The following is a 25,603-nucleotide window of genomic DNA, read 5'->3' as shown; positions in this document are numbered from 1 at the left end:
TAATCTTCAATTGAAAAGATAAGCCTTCTATACAAAAACATCTAAAGAATTCCCAAGGCTGAACAAAGTATTGAAACTAAGATAATCGAAACAATAAGAAGAACTATATTAACACGTTTGTTTTTCAACAGCCAATAAGTGAAAAATACAAAACCTAAAGGCAAAAGATTGGGCAAAATCTTATCAAAGAAATCTTTCTGAATCGATAAGGATGATCCTTTTGCAAGAGGAATAGAAGATAAAATATTAATACTAACATAGCTTGGAATCAATCCGCCTACTACCATTACGCCGAGAATTCCTGCTGCATTTGTAATAGCACCGGCATTTTTACGGATTGTTGAAATTGCATTTACTCCTAAGGAATATCCAAATCCTGCAAACCAAACCCTTGAATACCAGGCAATAAACCATATAAGCATATAAAGAATTGGACCTACAATTGAACCTTCCTGAGCTAAAGACGAACAAATACCTGCACTAATAGGCAATAGGGTAAACCAGAATATGGCATCCCCAAGGCCTGCTAAAGGTCCAAACAATCCAACTTTTAAATTCTTAATTAAATTACGGTCTTCTCCGGCTTCTTCAAGAGATACAATTAATCCCATAAGAAATGTCCCCATATGAGGTTCCGTATTTATAAAATCCATATTATTTGTCATAGCTTTTGAAATCTCTTCTTTATTGTCGCCATATATCTTTTTAAAGCTTGGAATCATACTGGCAGTAAACCCACCGGCCTGCATACGTTCATAATTAAATCCTGTTTGATATGCTGTTGAAATAATACCCAGCTTTGTAATATCCTTTTTAGATAGCTTATTTCTATATTCCCCCATCATCGTCACCTCCCGTATCACCCGGAATAATTTTGTTCTTATCGTTAACATATCCAATAATAGCAACAGCTGCTCCTGCAATTGCTATAGGCAATACATTTTGTAACGGTAAAAATGAAGCAATCAAAAATCCGATGAATAAATATCCTACATTTTCAGTTTTAAGCATGATTCTCAATAATAATCCTAAACCAACACCCGGCAATAATCCTCCTGCGACTTCAAAACCATGAACTAACCATGCAGGGAATGAATTGACAAATGCACTGATGGGCTCCTGTATTGCATAAGCTGATAAGAAAATTACGATTGCATAAGATAGAGCAACCACAAGTCCCATCCAGGTTATAGTTCTAACAAAAGGTCCTGTTTCTCCTTTAGCAGCATAATCATCTAATTTACTCATGACTCCTGAAAATGTGGAATTAAAGAAAATATTGATATATTGCATTAAAAGTGCAAAGGGAAGAGATAATCCTAAGGCCGTAGCAACGGGTACTCCACTCGTATAAGCCAGCACTGTTGTCATGACTCCCGCAACTAACGGATTAGGTGGAACAGTGCCGCCAACCGTGGTCAGTCCAACATAGGTCAACTCGCAAACAGCACCTGCTGCCAAACCAAGTTGTACATCGCCAAGTATAATTCCTGTAAAAAAACATACAACGATAGGTCTGAAGATAAAAAATGCTTCCCATACGGCATCTATTCCACATATAAATGTCATCAATGCCAATAGCAGACCCTGTGATAATGTGATTTCCATAACTTTTCTCTCCTTTCATAATAGTTTATATTTTAAAAATTGATTTGTTTATAAAACCATAAAAAGCAAACCAATTTAGGGCCTGTTTAAAACTAAATTTCAAAATCAAGCTTATGATCATTTGGAGTTATCTGTATGAAAACATCAACTCCCATATTTCGAATTGCTCTTAAATCTTCCAGATCCTTTTCATCAAGATAAACATGAACATCACGAGATACTTTTTTCCCTTCCGAATAATGCATATTTCCAATATTACACAATTTTATAGGAACCCCTCCTTCAACAAGTTTCCTCACTGTTTCTGGAGTTCTTGCAATAATAAATATTTTCTGAGAAGGAGATGCCTTAAAAATAACATCAATACATTTTTGTACCGAAAAAAAACGTATTCCTACTCCAACTGATTCAGCCGTCATTTGCATTAACTCCTGTTGAATTTTATCATTTGCCGTTTCATCATCAACAACAATCATTAAATTCGGCCGAATTGTTGTCGTCCAAGTTACACCTACCTGTCCATGTACCAGTCTGTTGTCTATTCGCGTCCACAAAATATTCGGCGTTTTCATTCTCCACCACTCCCCCATAAATTAAATATATATCAATTCTACTTATAATTATATAATTAATATATATTTTTTAAAAATATTCTATATTTTCAGATAAATATTGATTCATCAATACCATATATAGTCAAAACTATTTCTGTATTCCCTTACTATTTCGATATTCTTTAATAATTTTTATACTACTTGTTGTCCCTATTCTGGTTGCTCCTGCATCAATCATTTCTAAAAAAGTATTTAGATCACGAATTCCCCCAGCCGCTTTAATTCCAACTTCATCTTTAACAATGCTCTTCATTAACTTAACGTCTTCGATTTTTGCTCCGCTTATTCCAAACCCGGTGGATGTCTTTATAAAATCCGGCTTTATTTTTAATGCAATTTTGCATAATTCAATAATTTCATTTTTTTCCAAATAACAATTTTCCAATATCGCTTTTGAAATTATATTGCGGTCACGACATAAGTCCACCATAGCCTCCATTTCTTCTTCTATATATTTAATATTCCCATTTTTTAACTCGCCTATATTAATTACATAGTCAATCTCATCACAGCCATTATCAATGGAGTTTTTTGTTTCAAATAATTTAGTTTCTAATGTAGTTTGCCCTAAGGGAAAACTGATAGCAGCCCCTACATGTATACCAGTCCCTTTAAGTTGCTCTTTGCAAAATTTTACTTGAGCTGAATTTATGGCAATCATTCCAAATCCATATTTCTTACATTCATTACAAGCCTTAGTAATTTCAAGGGATGTCGCATTTGGCTTCAATATCGTATGATCAATAATCTTAGCTATTTTTTTAACTGTCAACAATTCAATTTCCTCCTATATTGTTATATTGTAATTACATTATAATATAACAATATTATTTTAGTCAATATCTTTTTAATTTATATTATTAAAATAGTTTAACTTTTCAAATTATTTTATATCATTCCCGTTTAAATAATTGACATAATAAGTTATTATGTTATAATGAAATTACAATTATGTTATAATGTAATTACATTGAGGTGATATTTGTGAATAAATTTATATCCCCGTCTATAATGTGCGGAGATTGGGCCAATTTTGACAAAAATATAAAATCTTTTGAAGAAAATTCAATTGATTATATTCATGTTGATATAATGGATGGAGAATTTGTTCCTAACTTTGCCTTCGGAACGGATTTTGTTAGTTATTTGCATAAAAGAACCAATATTCCTTTAGATGTTCATCTGATGGTAACCAATCCAAATATTAAAATTGATTTTTTTAAATTCAATCCTAATGATATCGTTACTTTTCATATAGAGGCAAGTCAAAATCCGTTAAACACAATAAAACGAATTCATTCGATTCCCGCGAAAGCAGGAATTGCCTTAAAACCTAAAACAGACGTTGAAACATTGATTCCTTATATTGAACAAATAGAACTTGTTCTTATTTTAACGGTCCATCCTGGATTCGCAGGTCAAAAGCTAATACCTTATACCTTAAATAAAATAAAACAAACTCGAAAATTGGCAGATTATCTTAATCCGAATTTATTAATTGAAGTCGACGGTAATGTCAGTTTTGAAAACAGTGGTAAAATGAGTCAACTTGGAGCAGATGTCTTTGTTGCCGGAACGAGCAGTTTATTTAATAATGAAGATTTTAATACGAATGTCATTAAACTTAGAAATTCCATTATTAGAAATTAATTTTCATCTATGGAGCTGTCATATATTAAAAATTAATTGAAATAATAATAAATATAATTACATGAGTATAAACGGAGGCGATATTATGTCTGATAAAAAAATGACAATGTTGGATTACGTATATGAAACACCGCAAGCAGTCAGAAATAATGTTAAAAATTCTTTTAACATTACAAAAAATTTAGTTGATCTATTTTTGAAAAAGGACTATAAAAGGCTTTGGATCATTGCATCAGGTTCATCCTACAATGCATCTCAGTGTGCAAAATTATTTATTGAAAAATATTTAAACATTGAAGTAAAGATAATTTCTCCTTTTACCTTTAATTATTACGAATCGAATTTAAAAGATGATGATTTTGCAATAGTAATATCTCAAAGCGGATGTAGTACGAATTCAATCGATTCTTTAAAAAAGTTAAACGAATTAAAGATTGAATCTATAGGGGTTACTGCAAATTTAGACAGTGATTTTAAAGATTATGCAACTCATATCATTGATTATGGCTGCGGAATAGAAACCGTAGGTTATGTAACTAAAGGTGTAGTTACTTTGTCTGTCTTTCTTATGTTATTTTCAGTTGAGGCTTCTTATATAAAGGGAAATCTGACATCAGAAGAAAAAGCTATGTTACTTAACCAAATTTCAGATTCAATGTCTACCTATGAGGAAATAACAAGAAACACCCTCAAATTATTCAAAGATAATTATAAATCATTTACTTCCATGACAAACGCTTATGTTTGTGGATGCGGAATTAGTTTTGGAGCAGCTCTTGAAGGGGCCTTAAAGATCGGAGAAACAATCCAGATTCCGGCAGTTGCCTATGAGGCAGAAGAATTTTTACATGGACCAAATCTTCAACTAAATCCATTGTATACTCTCTTTTTCATTGATAATGAAGACTCAACATCTCAACGTACAATAGAAATTTATCATGCTGTACGCAGTATAACTGATCGTGCATTTATTATCACAAATAATAAAACAGTGGACGAACAACATGCTCTGCGTTTTACTTCTCAGCCTAATCCATATCTGAAATCAATTTATACTGTTGCCTTCTTTCAAGTACTGTCCTTTATGGTTACAAACGAACTTCATAAGTGGGAAAAGCACCCTCTATACAACAAATTTAAAACTTTAATATCATATAAAAGTAAATCATATATCGACAGAGAGTGTTAATGTTAAATATCTTAATAAACTAAAAATTATTGTAGATTTTTAGTTTGATATAAAGTATAATAAAATTCAGGTGATGGAGTTCACCTTTAAATGCTTTTTGCTAATGACTCCTCCTTAATAATAAGCAGGAGTTTTTTTATTTTTCAAAAAAGGAGATAGTTTAAATGCAAAAATTACTTTATGTGGGGGTTGGCGGATTATTTCTTACAACAGGATTAGTAGGAGGGCTTACAACATTTTCTACTTTCAGTTATGAAACTATTACTTTTCTTAATAATGGTAACTATGTATTATGTACTTTAAATACTCTATTGAATCTATTTTTAAGTTTCGGAGGTGTGATATTAGGCAAACTTGTCTTATAAAATTCGATTATGACGGTTAATGGAAAGTCTCCCTACTATAATTTAATTAATGAGTTAATCCATGAGTAGCAGTCACCTAATTCCTCATCACTTATCAAATCCGACCTATGTTCAAACATTATCTTTACATTGGGATTTTCATCTTTGATTATTCTTAAATAGTCCCTAATCGGTGCCCAACCTTCTTCAGGTTTTAAATTACTTAATGCAGGAAAGTGACTGATACTGCCTACTCTGATATTCCACAGATGTACAACATCTGTATATTTTGAAAATCTTTTAACAATTTCAATGTCATTAAAATCCAAATCTATTCTATTTTGTATATGCAATCTACCTGTGTCTAAACAAATCCTAATCCTTTTATATCTTTCCAAAAGTTCTTCAAGAAAATTAAATTTACATATATATTTATTCAAAGCATCAAATTCTAATACTGGAATAAAGTCATATTCAATACTTTTTTGAGATAACCAATTAAATAAAAATTCGCTATTTTCTGTAAATTCATGCCATGGATACTCCGATTCATAAATATACTCACTTCTATCACAAAACCCCCAATTATTTATATCAAAATCATCTTTAATTATAACCGGCTTAGGATAATGGAATAAAATATATTCCGGCTTAATTCCTTCATTTTTGATATATCTTAATTCTTCTTCTATATATTCATAGGCTTTTTCTTTTACGCCTTTATCTATAGACAAAAATTGAGGATCCCTTAATTTCGATATGCCTGATCTTAACGGAAAATGAATGCCAACTTTAAACCCTTCTTTATCGGCCTTATTGCATAATCTTTCAATATCCCCTTCCTCCTCAAACAAACATGCTTCTATTCCGTAAAACCCTTTCCTAAAATCCCTGTCAAATTTCTTATCATCATATTTTCCATACATCCCAATCATAAAATCGCCCATTATTATATCTCCCCAATATATAAATGTTACTTGTCTTATTATAAGCTTTCCATTTGGTATTTTCAAATTTTATTACCTTATTTAACATCGCCACTGCTTATAAATCAGCAGTGGCGACTAATAAAAAGTTTTCCGTCTATTTCACAAGTCTCATCTTTCATGTCCTTCTCATTCCGTAATTAAATGTTTTGCCCTTTCTGAATCCCGCCAATTGCTTTGATATCCGCTCAACATGTCTACAAAACGTTTCGCCGTCAAATGAGGACGTGTAATTGCACTCCCTACAACCACAGCATGAGCACCAAGGTAAATGCATTTCATGGCATCTTCCGGAGTATATATATGGCCTTCCATTATTACATAGGCTGAATCTTTAAAATTCCTGCACATCTTTGCAAGCGTACGGTAATCCGGCCCCTCGATATGAGCTGTTTCTTTAGTATATCCATATAAAGTCGGCGCCACAATATCTGCTCCATTATCAATTGCTCTTGCTGCTTCTTCATACGTCGAGATATCTGCAAGAATAATGGCTTCCGGAATTTCCCTTCTTACTATCTTTAATAAATCCCAAGCCGGCCTACCTTCATGAGTTATCTGTGCCGTACAATCCAACGCAATAATATCCGCACCCGCTTCCCATACCTCTCTGGCAGCGTCTAAAGTAGGAGTTATAAATACATCTGTATCTTTATGCCATATCTTATACAATCCAATCATAGGCAAATCGACTTTTTCTTTAATTGCCCGAATCTGTTCAGGTGAATTGGCACGGATTCCAACGGCTCCGGCCCATTGTGCAGACTCCGCCATTTTAACCGCTATATCATCTGTATAAATCGGATCATCACGTTGTACCTGGCATGACACAATTAATCCTTTTTTCATAGAATCCAGCAGTTTTTCCTTCTTCTCGTCCATTGTTTTTTCTCCCTTTTTATATTAATTATCGATATTTATTGATTTAATCAATCAATTCTTGGATACTATACAATAATTAATTATAACTCTTTTCGACTTTGCTGTACTTATATTTTTTTAATGTCAAGCATATTAATGCTGTTACGGATGCGCCGACCATCATGCATAACAGTCCAATCAGCGGTTTATTTACTGCTCCTAACAATAATACAATGGGCCCTCCATGGGCTACCGTATCCGTAATTCCAAACAAAAATCCCATAGTACATGCTACAGCAGAACCTATCATATTAGCCGGGATAACTGTAAATGGATCACTGGCAGCAAAAGGAATTGCCCCTTCTGATATTCCTACTAATCCCATAGCCAATGCTGCTTTACCATTTGCTGTTTCTTCTGATTGAAACAATCGATGTTTGCGGTCCAGAAACGTAGCTAATGCCATTCCTAAGGGAGCTACCGGAATTGCACAGGCCTGAGCTCCCATAAATTGAGGCTGACCCTCTGCAATCAATCCTACAGAAAACATAAAAGCCACTTTCCCAAATGGTCCACCCATATCAAACCCTTGCATTAATCCAACTACAATTCCTAATATTATTAAGCTCCCTGTGGATAATCTTTGAAGCATGGCATTAAGAGCTGTCATCAGTGAAGAAATCGGCATTCCAATAATAAATATAAAAATAAAGGCAATAAATAATGAAGCCGTAATAGGAATCAACATAATCGGTACTAAAGGCTGAATTGCTTCTGGGTATTTAAAATGTTTTAACCACTTTACAAAGTATCCGACTAAAAGTCCTGCTATTATTGCTCCGATAAAACCGGTACCGGCAGTGGAATTATAAAAAGAACCGTTATTTGCAATCCAACCGCCAATCATGCCCGGAGCCAATGCGGCACGATCACCGATTGCACTTGCAATATATCCAGCCAGTATAGGAATCATTAAAGTAAAACCGGTACTTCCTACAGCAGAAATTTTATTCCAAAAACTCCCTTCCGGAATTACTAAACCATTCGGTGTCGGTTCCCCTCCTATAGCAAGAGATATGGCAATTAGTAATCCTCCTATAACAACAAAAGGAATCATATAAGATACTCCGCTCATCAACACTTTGTACAATGATTTATGCTGTGACTCTGTGTCAGATTCTTCAAAATGGGTAACCGTTTTTTTCTGATTGTGCTTATAAATGGGTGCTTTTTTATCAAGAATTTGCATAATCAATTCTTTGGGCTCATCAATTCCTTTCTTCGCACTTGTATTTATAACTCGTTTCCCGGCAAAACGTTCCATATCCGTTTCTCTGTCACTGGCAATAATAATTCCTTCTGCATGTTCAATCTCTTCTTTTGTCGGTGAATTTTCTATACCAATTGAACCGTTTGTCTCTACCTTTATTGTAACTCCTATTTCATTAGCAGCTTTCTCCAATGCTTTTTGTGCTAAATAAGTATGAGCCACTCCAACGGTACATCCTGTAACCCCTATTAAAAATCTTCCCCCTTTTCTTGTCTGATGTTCTTCCTCTATTTCTTTTGAAAATATGTCAACAACCTCTTGCTCTGTTTTTGCGCCTTTTATCTTTTGAATACAATCAGTTTCTAATAAATGAGATGTAAGATTACTTAGAATTGAAATATGCGTATCGTTTGCATTCTGAGGTATAGCAATCAAAAATATAACATAACTCAGTCTGCCCTCACCGCTGAAATCTATCCCATTACGGGATATTCCGATAGCTACTGCCGGTTTTATGACTGCTGCTGATTTGGCATGAGGTATTGCTACACCATTGTCCAGCTCTGTTGAAACTTCTTCTTCTCGTTTTAAAACATCAGCAATATATTGGTTTTTGTCTTTAATAATTTGTTTTGTTTCAAAAAGACCTGATAACTCTTTAATTGCTGACTTCTTGTCCTTAGATTGTAAATTGATTTTTACAAGTTCTGAGGAAAGAAATTGTGATATGTTTCTCATTATAATACCCTCCTTAAATTTTATAATTTAACTTTATTTGTTATAAATTCTTTCCTTTTCTATAACCCATATGAAAATCATGTTCCTCCTTAATTTATTGTGCTTCTATTGAAGCCTTTTTTATAAAATTCTTATCTGAATTTCAAATAAGTTCCAATCGAGTTAGCATTTTAGAAATGCCTTCTTGTTCCAATGGTTCCGTTACATAGTCTGCATGCTTTTTTAATTCTTCATTGCCGTCACCCATTGCAATTCCAATATCTGCTTCATTCAACATTTCCATGTCATTTACGTCATCGCCAAAGGCATAACTTTCCGTCAACTTGTTTCCTACATATTCTTTAATAATCCGTACTCCTTTACCTTTTGACACATTTTTCGGATAAAAGTCATAAGAATAAAATGATTGCTGTCTCAATATATTAAATTCATTTCCATATTTGCGATTAATAATGTCAAATTTCTCTTTAGTAGGAAGTATAACAATCAATTTGTAAATCTGAAATTGTTCTAAAAACGATTTCTGCTCATCTACTGTCTTAATGAATCTACTCTCTACCGCAATATTTCGAATCAATCGTTTTCTCTCTTCCAAACTCATATTAACTGCATAACAACATTCCGGACTTTCCAATACTATGGGAATTTCATATATTTTACCGGTATTTACAATATCCACAACATATGTTTTTGAAATCGGCTTACTGTTAATTACCTCACCGTTCATTTCAATATAAGCTCCATTATTACAAATTAAAATATCCGGTTCTAATTCCAGTATGCTTTTTTGAATAAAGCATTTGGATCGTCCCGTTGCAATCGCCACATAAATACGGTTTTCTTTTAATTTCCGTATTGCCCTTATTGTTTCCGGTGTTGGTTTATGGATATTTTTTTCACATTTTGTTAGTGTTCCGTCAATATCAAAAAATATGATTTTTCTACCCATAGCTATCACCTCCCCTCTCATTATACAATCTATCTATTTCAGTATAAATCTTCATAATTCGTATTATATTATTATAATTCATTTTAATTCATCAATGGCTGTAAAAAACCGTCATCTTGCTTATCATATACGTAAACTCATATTTATCACAAGCAGGATGACGGTGTATTTATCATCTGCATAATCAGCTGCATATAATAAAATTGTCCGGTAATTTCCTTTCTTTAGAGAACATATTCACATACACATTTGTAAATGCACTTAACTCAGTCCATGTGCATAATGCCTTCACATTAAACTTTGAATCGTCAACTAACAGATAATTACGGTTACAACGTTTCATAGCCTCCAGTTTAACAGCACCCACCTTTACATCAAACACATATACTTCTCCTGTATCCAGATTTATACCATTTGTACTGAAAAAACCATGATCAAAATTGAAACTGTGCAGCATATCACATGCCATAGTTCCTACGCTCATATCATAACCAAAATGGAATTCTCCTCCCAATAAATAAACTTCTTCCTGAAAGCTGGAGGGAATCTTACGCAATAAATAGGTACTTGCAGTAACAATTTTCACACGTTTTCTAAGAAGTCCTTGTATCAAATAAGCCGGTGTTGACCCTCCGTCTATATAAATACAATCTCCATCTTTTACATTTTCTACTGCTTTCTCACATATAATTCTTTTCGCATCTGCACTGAGGTTTTCTTTATCAACAACAGGCATTTCATTAAAGGTAGATAAGGTCTTGGATATTTCCACTGCCGTTGCTCCGCCCCGTTCACGCTTTACCATACCGCGTTTTTCTAATTCGATCAAATCTCTATTAATAGTTGATTTTGATACATCCAGTTCATCCATGAGCTCCTTAATTGTTACAAAGGATTTTGAATGAATAATATTCATAATATGGTATAGTCTCTCCTGTAATAGCATATAATAGCCTCCATTTGATATACTGATATATCTTATACTAATTTTAGTGTAACAAAGAATGGCTACCTGTGTCAACAATTCAATTCAAATTAATTCAAAGCTATTTATCTCATTTCATATTTCAATTCTCTAACCGCCTATTTTTACAGTTACATTGTGGACCTTTCCTATATCTATATATGACAACAATTCACTTTTATTTACTGTAGGAATTCCTTCCATTCTATAAGGCTTTTGCATCTTCTCATATTTATTTTTACCCAAGGTATGATAGGGCAGTAAATGGACCTCCTTTACGCGGAGTTCGCTTCCCAATTTTATAATCGAAGCCAAAACATCTTTCTCATAATTAAACTTAGGAATAACAGGAACTCTTATAATAACACGTTCCTTATAATTTTCTGCAATATAACGGAGATTATTCAATATCATATCCAAATCTCCGCCTGTTACAGATTTAAGTACCTCTTTATCCGTATGCTTTACATCAAATAGAAATGTGTCTATATATGGAATAGCCTGCTTCAGATGTGTGAGGGTACATTGTCCCGTTGTTTCAACTGCAATATTCAATGATTCCTTTTTCAATGCTTTCAACAATTCTAAAAAGCCGTCAAATTGCAGAAATGGTTCTCCACCTGATATGGTAACTCCACCACCGGTATAATCATAATAATCCTTATCCTTTTCTACTTCTGCTACAATTTCTTCCACTGTTTTTAAAATACCCGAAAACTCAATTGCTTCATTGAAACAATTGGAGACGCATTGTTTGCAATGGATACACTTTTCTTTATCATAAGAAAAATGTTCTTCACAAAACGTAATTGCATGGGTCGGACAAACCTGTACGCACCTATGACAGTGCACACATTTCTTTTTGGTATAAAACAAATGTGAATCCATACACTGAGATTCCGGATTTGAACACCAAGGACAGTGAAGGGGACACCCTTGCATAAATACAACAGTGCGTATACCCTCACCGTCATGAGTTGCAAACTTTTCTATATTGAATATTTTAATTTTATTGATATGATGCTCTAAATTAATATCACTTCTCATCTTTAGCCATACAACTCCCTGCTTAATAATTCTTCTTGTACATCCGGCGTTAAATCTACAAATACTGCACTGTACCCTGCCACTCTTACAAGCAAATCCGGATATTTTTGAGGATGTTTCTGTGCATCTTCCAACACCCCATGATCAACCACCGTTACCATCAATTGGCACCCTCCCTTCTTGAAATATACATCAAAGAGAGCCTCTACCTTTTCTTTATCTTCTTTCATCATATGGGGTGTAAATCTAATATTCTGTACGCTTCCTCCGTGATACCTGGCTTTAAATCTCGACAGAGAATTGAGGACCGCCGTCGGACCGCTTTTGGCAGCACCACCTTGAGGATTATTGGCCGGATTCATATATTGTCCTTTTCGTCTTCCATCTAAAGAAGCACTTGTCTTATGTCCCCAGTCTGTATTTGTTTGATTGTTACTGATTACAATTAAATAATATCCCATTCCTTTACCAATTCCTCTCTGCCTGATACCCTTAGCCACAAACTCATACAAATCGTTGGCAAGATCATCACATTCTTTATGATCATTACCGTACTTCGGAACATCCAAGAGTTCCTTTCTGATTTTTTCGTACCCTACAAAATCATGCAATGCCGCTTCATTCAACTCCTTCAAAGTGTATTTCTCCTGATCAAAGACCAGGCTCTTAATTGCATACAGTGCGTCTGACGCATTGATATTTCCATAGGTTTCATTTGTTCCGCCTAAAATTTCCACTCCTCCGTCAAGCAATGCTTTCCCTCTGTCAATACAGTCATCCATCAAAATACTCGTAAATAAAAACGACACTTCCTTATTCATCACTTCATAACTATGATACTGAGCCTCTATACTTAAATCAAAATAGTAATCCAATAGTTCTTTATATTGACTATAAAATTCTTCAAAAGTCCTGTATTCGTCCAGCGGTTTTATATGGATAGGTCCCCCCTTATAAATACCATCCATGGGATCTATACCTTTATTCAAAGTTATATTCAGCAATTTCAGTAAATTCAACAATGTATTGGGGGTACCGACACTTTTTCCTTGGATAACAAATTCACCGCACCCGAAAGGTACATATTGCTGAGCCGTTTTTTTATCAAGTCTCATAGCATATTCTACTGCCGGAACATTTACTTCATCATTATAAAGGGTAGGATAAGTAGCTCCGGAAGAAATACAATCGTAAGCCATATCCTTAATATCCTCAGGTGTATCTTTATATAAACGCAGCGTAAACTGAGGCTCTACATATCTTGTATTTTTACATACTTTGAGGCAAATCCTTGTAAACAAATCTGCGCCTTCCACATCATCGCGCCCTTCTCCTCCCACAATAATACGTCCGTTAACCGTCGTACGGCGATTTTCAATCATCCACCACAAAGATTTTAAATAGCGGTATGCATCTTCTTCTGTAATTATCCCTTCATCAATATCACGCTTTAAATAAGTACCTAATATATCATCCAATCTTCCATAATTAATTACACCGGCACATAAGGCATAAATCCAAAATAGCTGTAATGCTTGATGAAAGGTATGAGGCGGTTCTTCACGAATTGCATCTAAATCTTTAAACATAAGGTCCAATTCTTTCTTACGTTCCGTATTTGCAGAAGGTATTTTCTCCAAAACCAATTCCTTTTGTCGGTCTATCACATCTTTTAAAAGGTTTAATGCTTCTATAGAACAAGAAAGAAACTCATTCTGGGGTTTCAATTGAATTATCCGAATTAAACCGTTAATACCATATTTCATCAATCTTTTATAATTCAGCATCATGCCGCTTAGACGTGCTGTAGCCATTAAAGGATAATTACAATCTATAAATCGTCCCGTTGTTGTATCATTCAATACATCTTGGCAATAGATTGACTTAATATCATGATCCTGCCAATAATCATATAGAACATCTACTCTATTCTTCTCATCCTCAGTACTTAACTGTTCTTTAAACTCCCTCAGTTTATGGAATACACAGTAATGTCCCACTCCTCCGATGCTTGTAGTACTTCCAAAACCAATGGGAAGATAATCAAGTCTTCCTGCTATTAAGTCCGTATCTTCAATAGAACGGAACAATACGGGAAATATGGTTTTAAGACAATTCAATTCACGCCTTGCCTTATCAAGTTTTTCACTTTCTTTATAAGCTTTCGTATATGTTTCCATAATTTCAAGTTGTTGTTTTAGCGGTTTTTCACAGGGTATTTTTTTACTTACTTCTACGTTTTGTTCTCCGTCAATATTAATCCTTGCCATTGCTCTACCCCTTCCTCACTAATTGATCATTATTTTCATCTTTCTATAAATTTACTATACCATTGCTTTGCTTCATTGTCAATCATTTTATATCTTTTTAATTTATTTTGATTCATATTATTTCAGACTAATTCTACATTTTTAAGAGCAAAAAATAAGGCCTGCAGATTTTCTGCAGGCATTTTTTTGTTCGAATCTATAAAAAGCAAATCAATTTTAGCGATAACACTATTAAAACAATTACATACACAATAATAATACACACTATGAAGAACAAGAAATATACCTAATTTTATTCAATAAATTTCCTACAGTTACTGACATACTTATAATGTTTTTCTTCACAATTTTGTTCAAGCCAATTTAGAGTAACATCAAGAAGTTCAAGTTCACTCATATATGATATTTTCTCTGCTCCAATGATACGTTTTGCCATTTTTGTAATATCACTTTGACAGTCAATACCACGCAAATAATGCTTACAATTAGCCGTCCATATTTTCATAGTATGCTCAACCTTGTCCAATATGAAGTCTTTTTTACCTAAAGTGGTGTAATGCGGATTTGCAACGCATTTAAAATCGACTACGCAAAAGGGATTGTTCTCATCTATAGCAATAGAAACTACATAGGACTCCGGAATAAGGCTTGGCGCATAGTCAGAAAATATAATCGGATATTTAATTGCCATAATCTCCGATAATCTGGTTACAAATAAACTATTGTCGTATCCTGATACATCAATCTCAATATCTATGTCCGAATATTCATCAAAGTTATTATTTGCGAGACTTCCATATAATGTACATGACCTGACTTCTTTATATGTTGAAATATATTCCATAATTTCATTAGCGTATTCAATTAACTTTTGCATAATATTTTCCTTTCGTTACATATATAATTAAGTCAATAATCTTAACTTTGAAGTTTCATATGCCTGTTCTTTATGTCAATTATAAGCCACAAATTTACAATACGCAAGAAATCTTAATGAATCAATACCCCCCCAAAAATAGAATTTGTTATTTCAAAAATTACCGATGCTTACAAGGCCTGTGATTATAATAGATAAGAAATGCCGAATTAAACACAGCTCGTAATGAGCTATTTTTATAGTAGCTTTCTTTTATTTGGGATATAATAAAGAAAACAGCTATAGAAAGGAGATGATGCCCATGACAGCTAATAACAGAATACCTAATAGATTGATAAACGAAAAAAGTCCTTATCTTCTTCAACACGCTTATAATCCTGTTAATTGGTATTCTTGGTGTGATGAAGCCTTTGATAAAGCGAAAGCCGAAGATAAACCCGTATTCCTTTCCATAGGATATTCCACCTGTCATTGGTGCCACGTTATGGAAAAAGAATCCTTTGAAGACGGGAAAGTTGCTGAAATACTCAATAAATATTTTGTCAGCATAAAAGTTGACCGGGAAGAAAGGCCTGACATCGACAATATCTATATGTCCATCTGTCAAAGTTTAACCGGGCAAGGAGGATGGCCTCTTACAATAATAATGACTTATGATAAAGAACCTGTATATGCGGGGACTTATCTTCCCAAAATAAGTAATTATGGCGTTTTAGGCCTTATTGACTTATTGGTATCGGCAGAAAAAATCTGGAAGTCAAGAAAGAAAGAATTTATTGAAACTGGAAAAGAGATTGCAAAAAGTATTAACAATAATTTAATCAGATATAAAAACGAAAAATTGCAGCCTAACATATTAGATAAAGCTTACCGGTTTTTTAACTTAAATTTTGATAAAACATACGGAGGATTTGGAATTCGGCCTAAATTTCCCACACCTCATAATTTAAGTTTTTTGCTTAGATACTATAAATATTTCAAAGACGAAAATGCTCTGCATATGGTAGAAAAAACAATAGAAGGCATGTACAGAGGAGGAATATTTGATCATATAGGATTCGGATTTTCAAGATATTCTACAGACGAAAAGTGGCTTGTTCCCCATTTTGAAAAAATGCTCTATGATAATGCCCTTATATCTCATGTATGTGCCGAAATCTTTCTTGCTACCGGCAAAGAATTTTTTAAAGATATATCCGAAAAAATATTTGCCTATATTCTAAGAGATATGACTTCTCCCGAAGGAGGCTTCTACTGTGCTGAAGATGCGGATAGTGAAGGCGAAGAAGGAAAATTTTATGTTTGGGATAAAAAAGAAGTTGAAAATTTATTAACTCAGGAGGAATCAAAATTTTTCTCTGATTTTTATAATATAAGCGAAAATGGAAATTTTAACGGTAAAAATATTCCCAATCTTATCGACAAGGATATAAAATCCTTTGAAGAACTGGATAAAAATTTTGAAGGAATAAGAAAAAAACTGTTCAGCTACAGAGAAAAAAGAGTCCATCCTCATAAGGATGATAAAATACTCACAAGCTGGAATGGCCTTATGATAGGAGCTATGGCCTTCGGAGGAAGAGCTTTCGGAGAAAAAAAATATATCGCTGCTGCGGAAAAGTGTGCCGGTTTCCTATTAAACAATATGTTTTCAGATAAAGGACGGTTAATGGAGAGATATAGGGAAGGCAGCATTGATCACTTGGGTTTTATTGATGATTATGCCTTTTTCATATGGGGGCTTATAGAACTTTACGAAGCCACACTAAATATAAAATATCTTGAAAATGCGATAAATCTGAATAATCAAATGACTGAATTGTTTTGGGATGAAAAGGAAGGCGGATTTTATCTGTACGGGAAAGATAGCGAAAATCTTATAATCAGGCCTAAGGAAATCTATGACGGAGCCATGCCGTCGGGAAATTCCGTAGCTTTATCTGATTTAATAAGACTTAGTAAGCTCACCGAAAATTCCGATTTGTATTCAAAAGCATCGAGACTTTTGGATCTTTTCGGCGGAAATATAAACAGCTCTCCCGAATCACATATAAACTTCCTGTCCGGGTATATGTTCATGAAATTAAAAGGAAGCGAGATAGTAATTGCAGGGGAACCGGAAAATCAAAATACAATAAATATGATAAATGAAATAAACAGAAGGTTTCTTCCTTTTACTGTTTTTATATTAAAGGACAACAAACAGACAGATGCCTTTGTATCTTATAAAACCACCGCTTATGTCTGTAAAAATTTCAGCTGCTATGAGCCTACCACCGATATAAAAACTTTTTGCAGACTTTTAGATGAGTAAAACTATATGTAAATTAAAAACACTCCTTCGTAAAACAGGAGTGCTTTTAAATCATTTATTTTATCTCCATATAATCTTCCGTACTCATATGGCCGTAGTATGCCACTGACATTATATCTTTGCTGATCAACGTTTCTTTACCATTTTCAAGTTTCCAAAGAGAGACGATAAAATTTTCATCATTTGATTCTTTCATATCCCATCTTAAAAATATAAGAGTTTTCCCATTATTTATATATCTCGGTCCGAAATCAAATCCGTCTTTTGCCGTAGTCAATTCCGTAACTTCCTTTGTAGCGATATTCTGAGCATATATTTTTTGTCTTCCTTTTTGGAAAAAATCTTTTCCATCGAGAACATCGGTAACAGCCGGAGAAGCAGAATATACTATATATTTTCCGTCAGGTGAAAAGGTTGGTGTCATGGCATTCACATTTTTGTCGGAAAGCCTTTTAAATGAATGATCTTTGACATCCAAGATTCCAACGCTGTTTCCATTCCATATCATTCTTCCCGAAGTTTGGGTAAACGCCAATTGAGTATTGATAATCGGCGACGGTGAAATATTATCATTATTGCATGTAGTAGAAACATTATCAAAGCTTATGAATTTCTTATTCTTAACATCATATACTCCGAAGGGTACCCCGTCTGCCGACATGGAACCTGAATGAAAATGTTTAAATATATAAACATAAGAGCTGTCATATGATTTTCCGGCAATTATAGGCATCATTCCTGCACCTGTTCCTCCGTCCTCATCCCAGTCTGCAGGGATATCAGGAATAACAATTTCTTCATTTCCGGTTTTTAAATCTATGAACACTATACCGAAGCACTTAACATATCTTCCCGGATCGTTAGGTTTTGTATATTCTTTATATTTTTCTGCCAAAAGGTTATTATCGGATATATAAATCATATTGGAATAATACTCTGCTCCCTTCTTTATCGCGTTTGTAATCCCCTTTTGAACATCATAAGTATATAATCCTCCCTTTTCACTTGAATAAACTATTCGTGAATTATCAATCCAACTGTAATATTCACCGTTCATATTCTCAAATTTACTTGATACCAAATTTAGATTTCCTTTTAGATCAGTGATATATATGGAATTGCCACGTACAAATACAACATGTTCCCCATTCGGAGAAAATTTCGGGCCAACTATCTGACCATCACAAAGTTTGGAATCAATTGCCTTATTCAAATCGACCAAATACAATCCGTCATTTTTTACAACAGCAGCACTTGTTTCCGGTTTAATTTCTGCTGATGGTGATGGACTGCTCTGAACAGGCTGAACCGACGATTGATTAATTAAAACAGATGACAAAACAATTAAAACCAATAAATTAAACTTTTTCAAATAAATCCCCCCAGATCATTAAAAATTCCGTTAATATTAATTTACCACTCATATATTATTTTATATAATCCGGTTAAAAAGGTATTTAAAAGATATTTACATTATGGTTACAAATAAGTTACAAAATCCACGCTAAATTATTATTCGTCTAAAATACCCTGCTCAATTTCTTATTTTTTTATACTTATTATTGACAAATATATGAAAAATACAGTAAATAATAAAGTTGAAATCAACATCTTTATATATTCCGATACTTTAAGCATTTCTGTTTCATTTGACGACATTCCCTTTATCAATAATGAATTTGGTAAAAAATATACCAGATTTTCTCCCAAGCCCTTAAAAACATAAAATCCGATTCCGATAAAACATAAAAACAGGGCAATGCCTACAGGAACAGAAAAAGATTTTATATTCATAGATATAAAAGATTGCATGCTGCAAACAGAAATAGATATGATCCAGCTTATTCCCACCCAAATAAATACTTCAGGGGGAAATCCGGTTTTAAATCCGAATATAAATTTTCCCGTTACATAATAAAATATCAAGAATATCGCTTGAATACACAACGAAACTATAGATATGGAGACAATTTTTGAGATAATAAGTTGTAAATATGAATAGGGTAAAGCTAAAATCCTGTTCCAATTATTATCCTTATGTTCCATTCTCCAACTATAAGAACATATAATTGCAATGGTAATGGTATAAAAAAAGAAACCGTAAAATAAACTTACTTGAGTCCATAAAGAATACCACTGGCTTTTTAATATCTCTCTATTCAAATAGTAATTTCCACTTCCTAAAAAAACAGAAATCATTGGTATAATAACTGCCGAAGTCCATATATTTGACTTTTTTAATTTCATAAATTCTATCCTGATTAAATTCATCATATGCCCTCCTAAAAATCTAATTTTTTCAGCTTTCGGCGACTCCATACAAACACAAAGATGCCGAGTAAAACAGAAACCAAAAGAGGATATAACCTCATAGGAACTAATTTCAGCCCCCATTGGTCCTTCCCAGTCTTAACAAATTCTGTCGATATAAGATGAGCATAATAAGAATAAAGTATAAACCGACTAATGCCGAAGGGTAAAAGTATTCCTATAATTCCAGATAAGGAGCCACATACACTAAGAGCTAATCCAATAAGCTGATTTTCATAACGCATAGCCAAAAAATAATGTATAGTCATAATGGCAAAGCTTATGGCTATAATGGAAATTAAAGTCACAGTTAATCTCTCTACGGGTATTGGCATAGTTATTCCGACTTTCCTTCCTACCAGCACAAGCAAAATTCCTTCCAAAATTTGAAATATAATATATTTTATGAAGATGGATAAAAATTTAATATCAAATATTTCCTCCATAGTCCATCCGGAAGTCTTTAACACCTTCCACATATCTCCTCTATTTTCTATATCAGCTACTCTGCTTGTAATGACTGCAAGTAAAGTCGGCATAAAAATTGTTTTTGCTATTAAATAACTATTTATCAATTGTAACCACGAATAGCTTTCCGGTTTATTTATTGTACTCTGAAAATTCGAATCCAAAGCCGTCATAAGAACTATCCCCATATCCATAAATAAAAATAAAAGAAATATAAGTGATAGATATAGATGGCGGTATTTTTTATTTTCCACTGAAAATTTTTTTATTTTATTTATCACAGAATTCACCTCTTTCTTATAAACTTTTCTTTCCTGTCAATTGAATAAACAACTCTTCCAATGATTTTGTCCTCTCTTCCATCCGATACAGTTCTATTCCGCTATCAATAATTTTTTTTGCACAATAGGCAGTTTCACTATCGGATAAATCTGATATTAATACTCCTTCTTCCCTAAGTTCAGAATTTTTTTCCTTAAACAGTACAAAAGTCTTCTGCGGATTGGATGTTTTAAAATAAATACTTGGATGGTTGTCTCTTTTCAGTTCTGCCAAACTTCCTTCAAAAATCATATGACCTTTGTTTATGATACCGATACTGCTCACCACTTTTTCCACTTCATCTAAGATATGGCTGGACATCATAACTGTCATTCCGTAATCCTTGGGAAGAGTCTTTATTAATTCCCTCATTTCTTCCATTCCCGCAGGATCAAGTCCGTTGGTCGGCTCATCTAATATAATAAGCTTTGGAAAATTAGAAATGGCCATAGCTACTCCCAGCCTTTGCTTCATGCCAAGAGAATAGTTTTTTACCTTTTTATTCATGTGGTTCTTTAACCCTACAATTTGAATAGCCTTCTCTATATTTTTTTTTGGTACATCCTTTAAAACCTGTATAATTTCCATATTCTCCATTCCCGTCAAATGAGAATAATATGAAGGGCCTTCAATCAATGAACCTATCTGTTGTAGAAGCGCTACTCTCGTATTATCATTCATTTCTCTTCCCATAATTTGAATTTTACCGTCAGTAGGTGTGACAAGAGATAAAATCATCTTCATGGTTGTAGATTTTCCGGCACCGTTTGGTCCGAGAAATCCATATATTTCTCCCTCTTTTATCCGTAAGGAATCAATATTGACAACTGTTTCTCTGCCATATTTTTTTATAAGATTTTTAATTTCAATCATCATGGTCATTTTTATTCCTCCTTTTCTGAGACTACAGCATATCAGAAAATCCTTACACTGCCCTTGCAGCATCCTTAAATTTACCTTAAATTTGCGAATAATTTTTTTTACAAAATAATATTATGATATAATTCCATTGGAAGGTGGTATTATTGAGTAATATGGATTATCTTAAAACCAAACATATCCTTCTTGTTGACGACGAAAAAGCATTGTTAGATTTGCTTCAGACTATTTTGCAAGAAGAAGGTTATACCAATATAGTAAAAGCAAAAAACATGGGTGAAGCTTTAAATAGTTTTTATGAGTTCAAACCGGACATAATTATTTTAGATATCATGCTGCCTGATGGAGACGGTTTTCAATTTCTAAGTAAAATCAGAAAATTATCGGATGTCCCTGTTCTCTTTTTATCAGCAAAAGATGCCATGAACGATCAATATCAGGGTTTTTCATTAGGTGCGGATGATTACATTACAAAACCTTTTCTTCCCAAAGATTTGGTCCTCCGTCTTCAAGCTGTTCTCCGAAGAACTTATAAAGAAAAATCGGAAACTATAGTTTTAAAATATTCGGAAATTCGATTTGAAACCGGAGAGATCATAAAGGGTAAAGAGGTTTTTGTTCTTACTAAAAAGGAATTTTCCATCCTTCAAACCTTATATCAAAATTCAAACCGTATTGTTACAATAGACGGCTTGTGTCAAGCTGTCTGGGGAGATGCTTATTTTGGATATGAAAACTCATTAATGGCACATATCAGAAGAATTCGTGAAAAAATAGAAAAAAACCCTTCCTGTCCCGAATCCCTAATCACCATTAAGGGCTTAGGATATAAGCTAATTGTGGAAAGGAGATAAAAACATGCAATCTACAGTACGATTTATCCGCAAAAACTTACTTGCTTTTTCTCTTTCCTTGTTTATTTTATTTATTATCAATTTAATATTATTCACTTATTTGAACTATAAAGCTATCAGTATCACTACTTCTATCATTCCCCCGGATGAACTTAGCAATAAATTAATAGATCAAATCAATCAAAATAATTCAGTTGTAGTTATAGATAAGAACGATCTTGCACTGCTTGAAAAAAATAAAATTTGGGCTATGGTCATTGACGATAAAACCGGAAAAGTAATATGGAGTAAGGATTTACCGAAAGAAATTCCAATAAAATATTCCATAAAAGACGTTGCTTTGTTTACCCGATATTATCTAAAAGACTATCCCGTTTTCACTTATATAAATAATAAAGGACTTTTAGTACTGGGTTATCCTAAGGACAGCTATGGAAAGATTCCTACTAATGCTTTTCACGTGCGGATAGTACAAAATTTGCCCCGAAATATAATGTATTATTTACTGTTTAATTTATTGGTTGTTTTCATCCTCTATATGATATCAAAAAGAAAACTATTGCAATCTATAAATCCCATTACTAATGCTATATACCGGATTTCAAACGGAGAAAAAATTCAATTGAAAGAAAATGGGGATTTGTTGGATATCAAAATAGCTGTTAATAAAACATCAAAACAGCTATTAGAAAAAGATTCCATGAGAACAAATTGGATTGCCGGAATCAGTCATGACATAAGAACGCCCCTGTCTCTGATTATAGGATATATTGATCGTCTTTCCCAAAGTAAGCATCTTGACAATATAGAGAAAAAAGAGCTGGAACTAATTCAAAGTAATAGTATTCAAATTCAAAATTTAGTTAATGATTTAAATTTAACCTCACGATTAGAATATAATTTAGTGCCTATGGAAAAAAAGGATATTTCTATTGTAAAAATCCTGCGGGAGGTTATTGTGGATTATATGAACCATGAAATCTACAGTTCCCTGTACGATTTCAATTTTATTTCCGATAGTATTCCTTCCTCCACTATGGTAAACGGGGACGAAAAACTATTGGAGCGAGCTTTCAGAAATCTCATTTTAAATTCCATAAAGCACAATCCACAGGGGTGCCAAATTCAAATAGAAATTACTATGGATACCGCCGAAGTTAATATTGATATTTCTGATAATGGAGTTGGCGTCTCTGAAGAAAAATTGAAGCTTTTAAATTATTCGGTAACAGAACTTATCAGAAGAAATACTAAAACTGAAAGATCTCATGGATTAGGTTTGTTGATTGTAAAACAAATTATTGAATTACATGAGGGTTCCGTTAACTTTAGAAGTGTTGAAAACCACGGGTTCAAAACGAGGATAACTTTGCCTTTGTATAACAAAAATAAGACCTAGTTCTGTAAATCGCTTGGGGTAGAACTAGGCCAATGGCGGGCTTATTAATCTAATTTAAACTTACTATACTTAGTATAACAATTATCCATATAAAAATCGTTACAAATGAGTTACAAAAACTTATACAGAAAAAATTTTCCACACTGCTCAGGTGATTTAGCATAACATGATCTTCTATACCTTTTTTCTAAACAAACTCCCGTCCGATTATTTTATATATCCTTTTCATATCAAGGCTGTCCCTTACTATATCCGCCAATTTATTCAATTCCTTATCTCTGAGGCTTTCATAAATATCGGATCTTCTAAGAGAAAGCCCTTTTTGGATTCTTATATTGTTAAGTATATATTCTCTAAATTCCGTACCATCAAATATCCCGTGAATATATGTTCCCATTATATTGCCCTTTTCATTTACGGTGCCATCAGGATAATTCGCTTTTTCTCCATTCTTGTCCACAATTTCAAATAATTTTTTAGCCTTATCCCCATATTCACATATTCCCATATGTATTTCGTATCCATAAACCTTCATATTGCCTTTCAATCCTATGGTTTCCGCTTCTATTCTGGTTGTAGTTTTTTCCTCGTTAAATACCGTGCCTATGTCTAAAAGATTCATCCCTTCTATTTCCTTTTCATCCGTTTCAACTCCATAGGGATCTTTTATCCACCTTCCAAGCATCTGATATCCTCCGCAGATCCCTATGATATTCCCGATATTTGAATATTCCTTAATTAAATCTTCCAAGCCTGTTTTTCGCAAGGCTATAAGATCCCCTATGGTGTTTTTGCTTCCCGGTATAATAAGTATATCCGGATTCCCAAATTCTTCTTTGGATTCTATAAACCTTATAGATACATCTTTTTCGTTTTTTAACGGATCAATATCCGTAAAGTTCGAAATATGAGGAAGCTTTATTACAGCTATATCTATAGGAGCCGTCACTTTCTTGCTGAATTCTATTGCCCCGTCTTCGTCCTCTAACATAAGCCTAAAATAAGGGACTACTCCAAGGCATGGTATATGGATAATATCTTCAAGCATGGTAAGACCGGGCTTCAATATTTCCACATCCCCCCTGAATTTATTAATTATTGTCCCTTTCACTCTCTTGCGTTCTTCATTGTTAAGTAAAAGCATAGTACCTGCTAAAGAAGCAAATACCCCTCCTTTATCTATATCCCCTACAATAAGTACGGGAGCATTGGCTATTTCAGCCATTCCCATATTCACTATATCCTTATCCCTCAAATTTATCTCGGCAGGGCTTCCCGCCCCTTCTATAACGACTATATCAAATTTCCTTTCCAGATCCTCAAATTGTTCTTTAATCATATCTTTAAACATGGATTTCATATTATGATATTCCATAGCCGTAAAATTTCCATAGACATTTCCATTTACAATTACTTGGCTTTTCTTATCCGAAGTAGGTTTAAGAAGTATGGGATTCATATAAAATTCCGGTTCCAGACCACAGGCATATGCTTGAAGTACCTGAGCCCGGCCCATCTCCTTTCCCGTTAAAGTTATATATGAATTTAAAGACATATTTTGAGATTTAAAGGGTACCACCTTAAAACCGTCCTGAGTGAATATCCTGCAAAGAGCTGCAACTAAAACACTTTTACCAACTGATGAAGCCGTCCCTTGTATCATTAATTTAGACATTTTACTTATCCCCTTT

The 25,603-nt window shown here is 33.6% G+C and carries 23 protein-coding genes and 1 riboswitch; of the genes, 6 read left to right on the top strand and 17 right to left on the bottom strand.

Features of this window, described 5'->3' with window-relative positions; translation table 11 throughout:
• Nucleotides 1–41 precede the first annotated feature (41 nt).
• The 4 genes from PP176A_RS11960 to deoC form a co-directional block, all read right to left on the bottom strand.
• Nucleotides 42–842 carry a PTS system mannose/fructose/sorbose family transporter subunit IID gene (locus PP176A_RS11960; protein ID WP_071140711.1) on the bottom strand — a complete coding sequence of 267 codons (801 nt, stop codon included), beginning with the start codon at nt 840–842 and terminating at the stop codon, nt 42–44.
• Nucleotides 829–1,608 carry a PTS galactosamine transporter subunit IIC gene (agaC, locus tag PP176A_RS11955; RefSeq protein ID WP_071140710.1) on the bottom strand — a complete coding sequence of 260 codons (780 nt, stop codon included), beginning with the start codon at nt 1,606–1,608 and terminating at the stop codon, nt 829–831. Before agaC ends, PP176A_RS11960 begins: the two co-directional genes overlap by 14 nt.
• 92 nt (nt 1,609–1,700) lie before the next feature.
• Entirely contained in the window at nt 1,701–2,180 is a 480-nt protein-coding gene (agaB, locus tag PP176A_RS11950) for a PTS galactosamine transporter subunit IIB (RefSeq protein ID WP_071140709.1), read from the bottom strand.
• Between the two features lie 130 nt (nt 2,181–2,310).
• A complete protein-coding gene (deoC, locus tag PP176A_RS11945; protein ID WP_234958925.1) occupies nt 2,311–2,997 on the bottom strand; it encodes a deoxyribose-phosphate aldolase in 687 nt (228 codons plus the stop codon).
• 209 nt (nt 2,998–3,206) lie between these two features.
• Between deoC and PP176A_RS11940 the strand changes: the two genes are divergently transcribed.
• From PP176A_RS11940 to PP176A_RS11930, 3 genes are all read left to right on the top strand, one after another.
• On the top strand, nt 3,207–3,872 hold the full coding sequence (locus PP176A_RS11940) for a ribulose-phosphate 3-epimerase (RefSeq protein WP_083381943.1): 666 nt from the start codon (nt 3,207–3,209) through the stop codon (nt 3,870–3,872).
• A gap of 85 nt (nt 3,873–3,957) precedes the next feature.
• On the top strand, nt 3,958–5,061 hold the full coding sequence (locus tag PP176A_RS11935; RefSeq protein ID WP_071140707.1) for an SIS domain-containing protein: 1,104 nt from the start codon (nt 3,958–3,960) through the stop codon (nt 5,059–5,061).
• Between the two features lie 60 nt (nt 5,062–5,121).
• Nucleotides 5,122–5,181, top strand: a riboswitch (Fluoride riboswitch).
• A 44-nt stretch (nt 5,182–5,225) separates the two neighbouring features.
• Nucleotides 5,226–5,426, top strand: a complete 201-nt coding sequence (locus PP176A_RS11930) for a CrcB family protein (RefSeq protein WP_083381941.1) — start codon at nt 5,226–5,228, stop codon at nt 5,424–5,426.
• Between the two features lie 35 nt (nt 5,427–5,461).
• Here PP176A_RS11930 and PP176A_RS11925 read toward each other — a convergent pair whose 3' ends face one another.
• The 8 genes from PP176A_RS11925 to PP176A_RS11890 all read right to left on the bottom strand — a co-directional run bounded on the left by PP176A_RS11925 (nt 5,462) and on the right by PP176A_RS11890 (nt 15,367).
• A complete protein-coding gene (locus tag PP176A_RS11925; protein ID WP_071140706.1) occupies nt 5,462–6,352 on the bottom strand; it encodes a hypothetical protein in 891 nt (296 codons plus the stop codon).
• A gap of 168 nt (nt 6,353–6,520) precedes the next feature.
• Nucleotides 6,521–7,273: an N-acetylmannosamine-6-phosphate 2-epimerase gene (locus tag PP176A_RS11920; protein WP_071140705.1), complete on the bottom strand. Its 753-nt coding sequence runs from the start codon at nt 7,271–7,273 to the stop codon at nt 6,521–6,523.
• Between the two features lie 76 nt (nt 7,274–7,349).
• On the bottom strand, nt 7,350–9,260 hold the full coding sequence (locus PP176A_RS11915) for a PTS fructose transporter subunit IIABC (RefSeq protein ID WP_071140704.1): 1,911 nt from the start codon (nt 9,258–9,260) through the stop codon (nt 7,350–7,352).
• Nucleotides 9,261–9,402: 142 nt separating this feature from the next.
• Entirely contained in the window at nt 9,403–10,209 is an 807-nt protein-coding gene (locus PP176A_RS11910) for a Cof-type HAD-IIB family hydrolase (protein WP_071140703.1), read from the bottom strand.
• 184 nt (nt 10,210–10,393) lie between these two features.
• A complete protein-coding gene (locus tag PP176A_RS11905; protein WP_071140702.1) occupies nt 10,394–11,155 on the bottom strand; it encodes a DeoR/GlpR family DNA-binding transcription regulator in 762 nt (253 codons plus the stop codon).
• Nucleotides 11,156–11,284: 129 nt separating this feature from the next.
• On the bottom strand, nt 11,285–12,220 hold the full coding sequence (locus PP176A_RS11900; RefSeq protein ID WP_071140701.1) for a glycyl-radical enzyme activating protein: 936 nt from the start codon (nt 12,218–12,220) through the stop codon (nt 11,285–11,287).
• 2 nt (nt 12,221–12,222) lie between these two features.
• Nucleotides 12,223–14,490, bottom strand: a complete 2,268-nt coding sequence (locus tag PP176A_RS11895; protein WP_071140700.1) for a pyruvate formate lyase family protein — start codon at nt 14,488–14,490, stop codon at nt 12,223–12,225.
• A gap of 292 nt (nt 14,491–14,782) precedes the next feature.
• Nucleotides 14,783–15,367, bottom strand: a complete 585-nt coding sequence (locus PP176A_RS11890; protein WP_071140699.1) for a nucleotidyltransferase domain-containing protein — start codon at nt 15,365–15,367, stop codon at nt 14,783–14,785.
• Between the two features lie 301 nt (nt 15,368–15,668).
• Between PP176A_RS11890 and PP176A_RS11885 the strand changes: the two genes are divergently transcribed.
• Entirely contained in the window at nt 15,669–17,681 is a 2,013-nt protein-coding gene (locus PP176A_RS11885) for a thioredoxin domain-containing protein (protein WP_071140698.1), read from the top strand.
• Nucleotides 17,682–17,736: 55 nt separating this feature from the next.
• Here the strand turns inward: PP176A_RS11885 and PP176A_RS11880 are convergent, their stop codons facing one another.
• The 4 genes from PP176A_RS11880 to PP176A_RS11865 form a co-directional block, all read right to left on the bottom strand.
• Nucleotides 17,737–19,053 carry a DPP IV N-terminal domain-containing protein gene (locus PP176A_RS11880; RefSeq protein WP_071140697.1) on the bottom strand — a complete coding sequence of 439 codons (1,317 nt, stop codon included), beginning with the start codon at nt 19,051–19,053 and terminating at the stop codon, nt 17,737–17,739.
• A 170-nt stretch (nt 19,054–19,223) separates the two neighbouring features.
• Nucleotides 19,224–19,952: an ABC transporter permease gene (locus tag PP176A_RS11875; protein ID WP_159429064.1), complete on the bottom strand. Its 729-nt coding sequence runs from the start codon at nt 19,950–19,952 to the stop codon at nt 19,224–19,226.
• An 11-nt stretch (nt 19,953–19,963) separates the two neighbouring features.
• Nucleotides 19,964–20,740 (bottom strand): ABC transporter permease, encoded by a 777-nt coding sequence (locus tag PP176A_RS11870; RefSeq protein ID WP_071140695.1) that lies wholly within the window; start codon nt 20,738–20,740, stop codon nt 19,964–19,966.
• 16 nt (nt 20,741–20,756) lie between these two features.
• Nucleotides 20,757–21,662: an ABC transporter ATP-binding protein gene (locus PP176A_RS11865; protein ID WP_071140694.1), complete on the bottom strand. Its 906-nt coding sequence runs from the start codon at nt 21,660–21,662 to the stop codon at nt 20,757–20,759.
• A 152-nt stretch (nt 21,663–21,814) separates the two neighbouring features.
• Here PP176A_RS11865 and PP176A_RS11860 point away from each other — a divergent pair, with 152 nt between their 5' ends.
• Together PP176A_RS11860 and PP176A_RS11855 are read left to right on the top strand one after the other, a co-directional pair.
• Complete coding sequence (locus tag PP176A_RS11860; protein ID WP_200796146.1) at nt 21,815–22,513, top strand: response regulator transcription factor; 699 nt, start codon at nt 21,815–21,817, stop codon at nt 22,511–22,513.
• 4 nt (nt 22,514–22,517) lie between these two features.
• Nucleotides 22,518–23,912 carry a sensor histidine kinase gene (locus tag PP176A_RS11855; RefSeq protein WP_071140692.1) on the top strand — a complete coding sequence of 465 codons (1,395 nt, stop codon included), beginning with the start codon at nt 22,518–22,520 and terminating at the stop codon, nt 23,910–23,912.
• A gap of 187 nt (nt 23,913–24,099) precedes the next feature.
• Here the strand turns inward: PP176A_RS11855 and PP176A_RS11850 are convergent, their stop codons facing one another.
• A complete protein-coding gene (locus PP176A_RS11850; protein ID WP_071140691.1) occupies nt 24,100–25,587 on the bottom strand; it encodes a cobyric acid synthase in 1,488 nt (495 codons plus the stop codon).
• Nucleotides 25,588–25,603 lie beyond the last annotated feature (16 nt).

Source organism: Sporanaerobacter sp. PP17-6a (assembly GCF_900095615.1).
Classification (GTDB): Bacteria; Bacillota; Clostridia; order Tissierellales; family Acidilutibacteraceae; genus Acidilutibacter; species Acidilutibacter cellobiosedens.
Note: the sequence above shows the minus strand (reverse complement) of the source record. Positions and strands in the feature narration are given on the sequence as shown.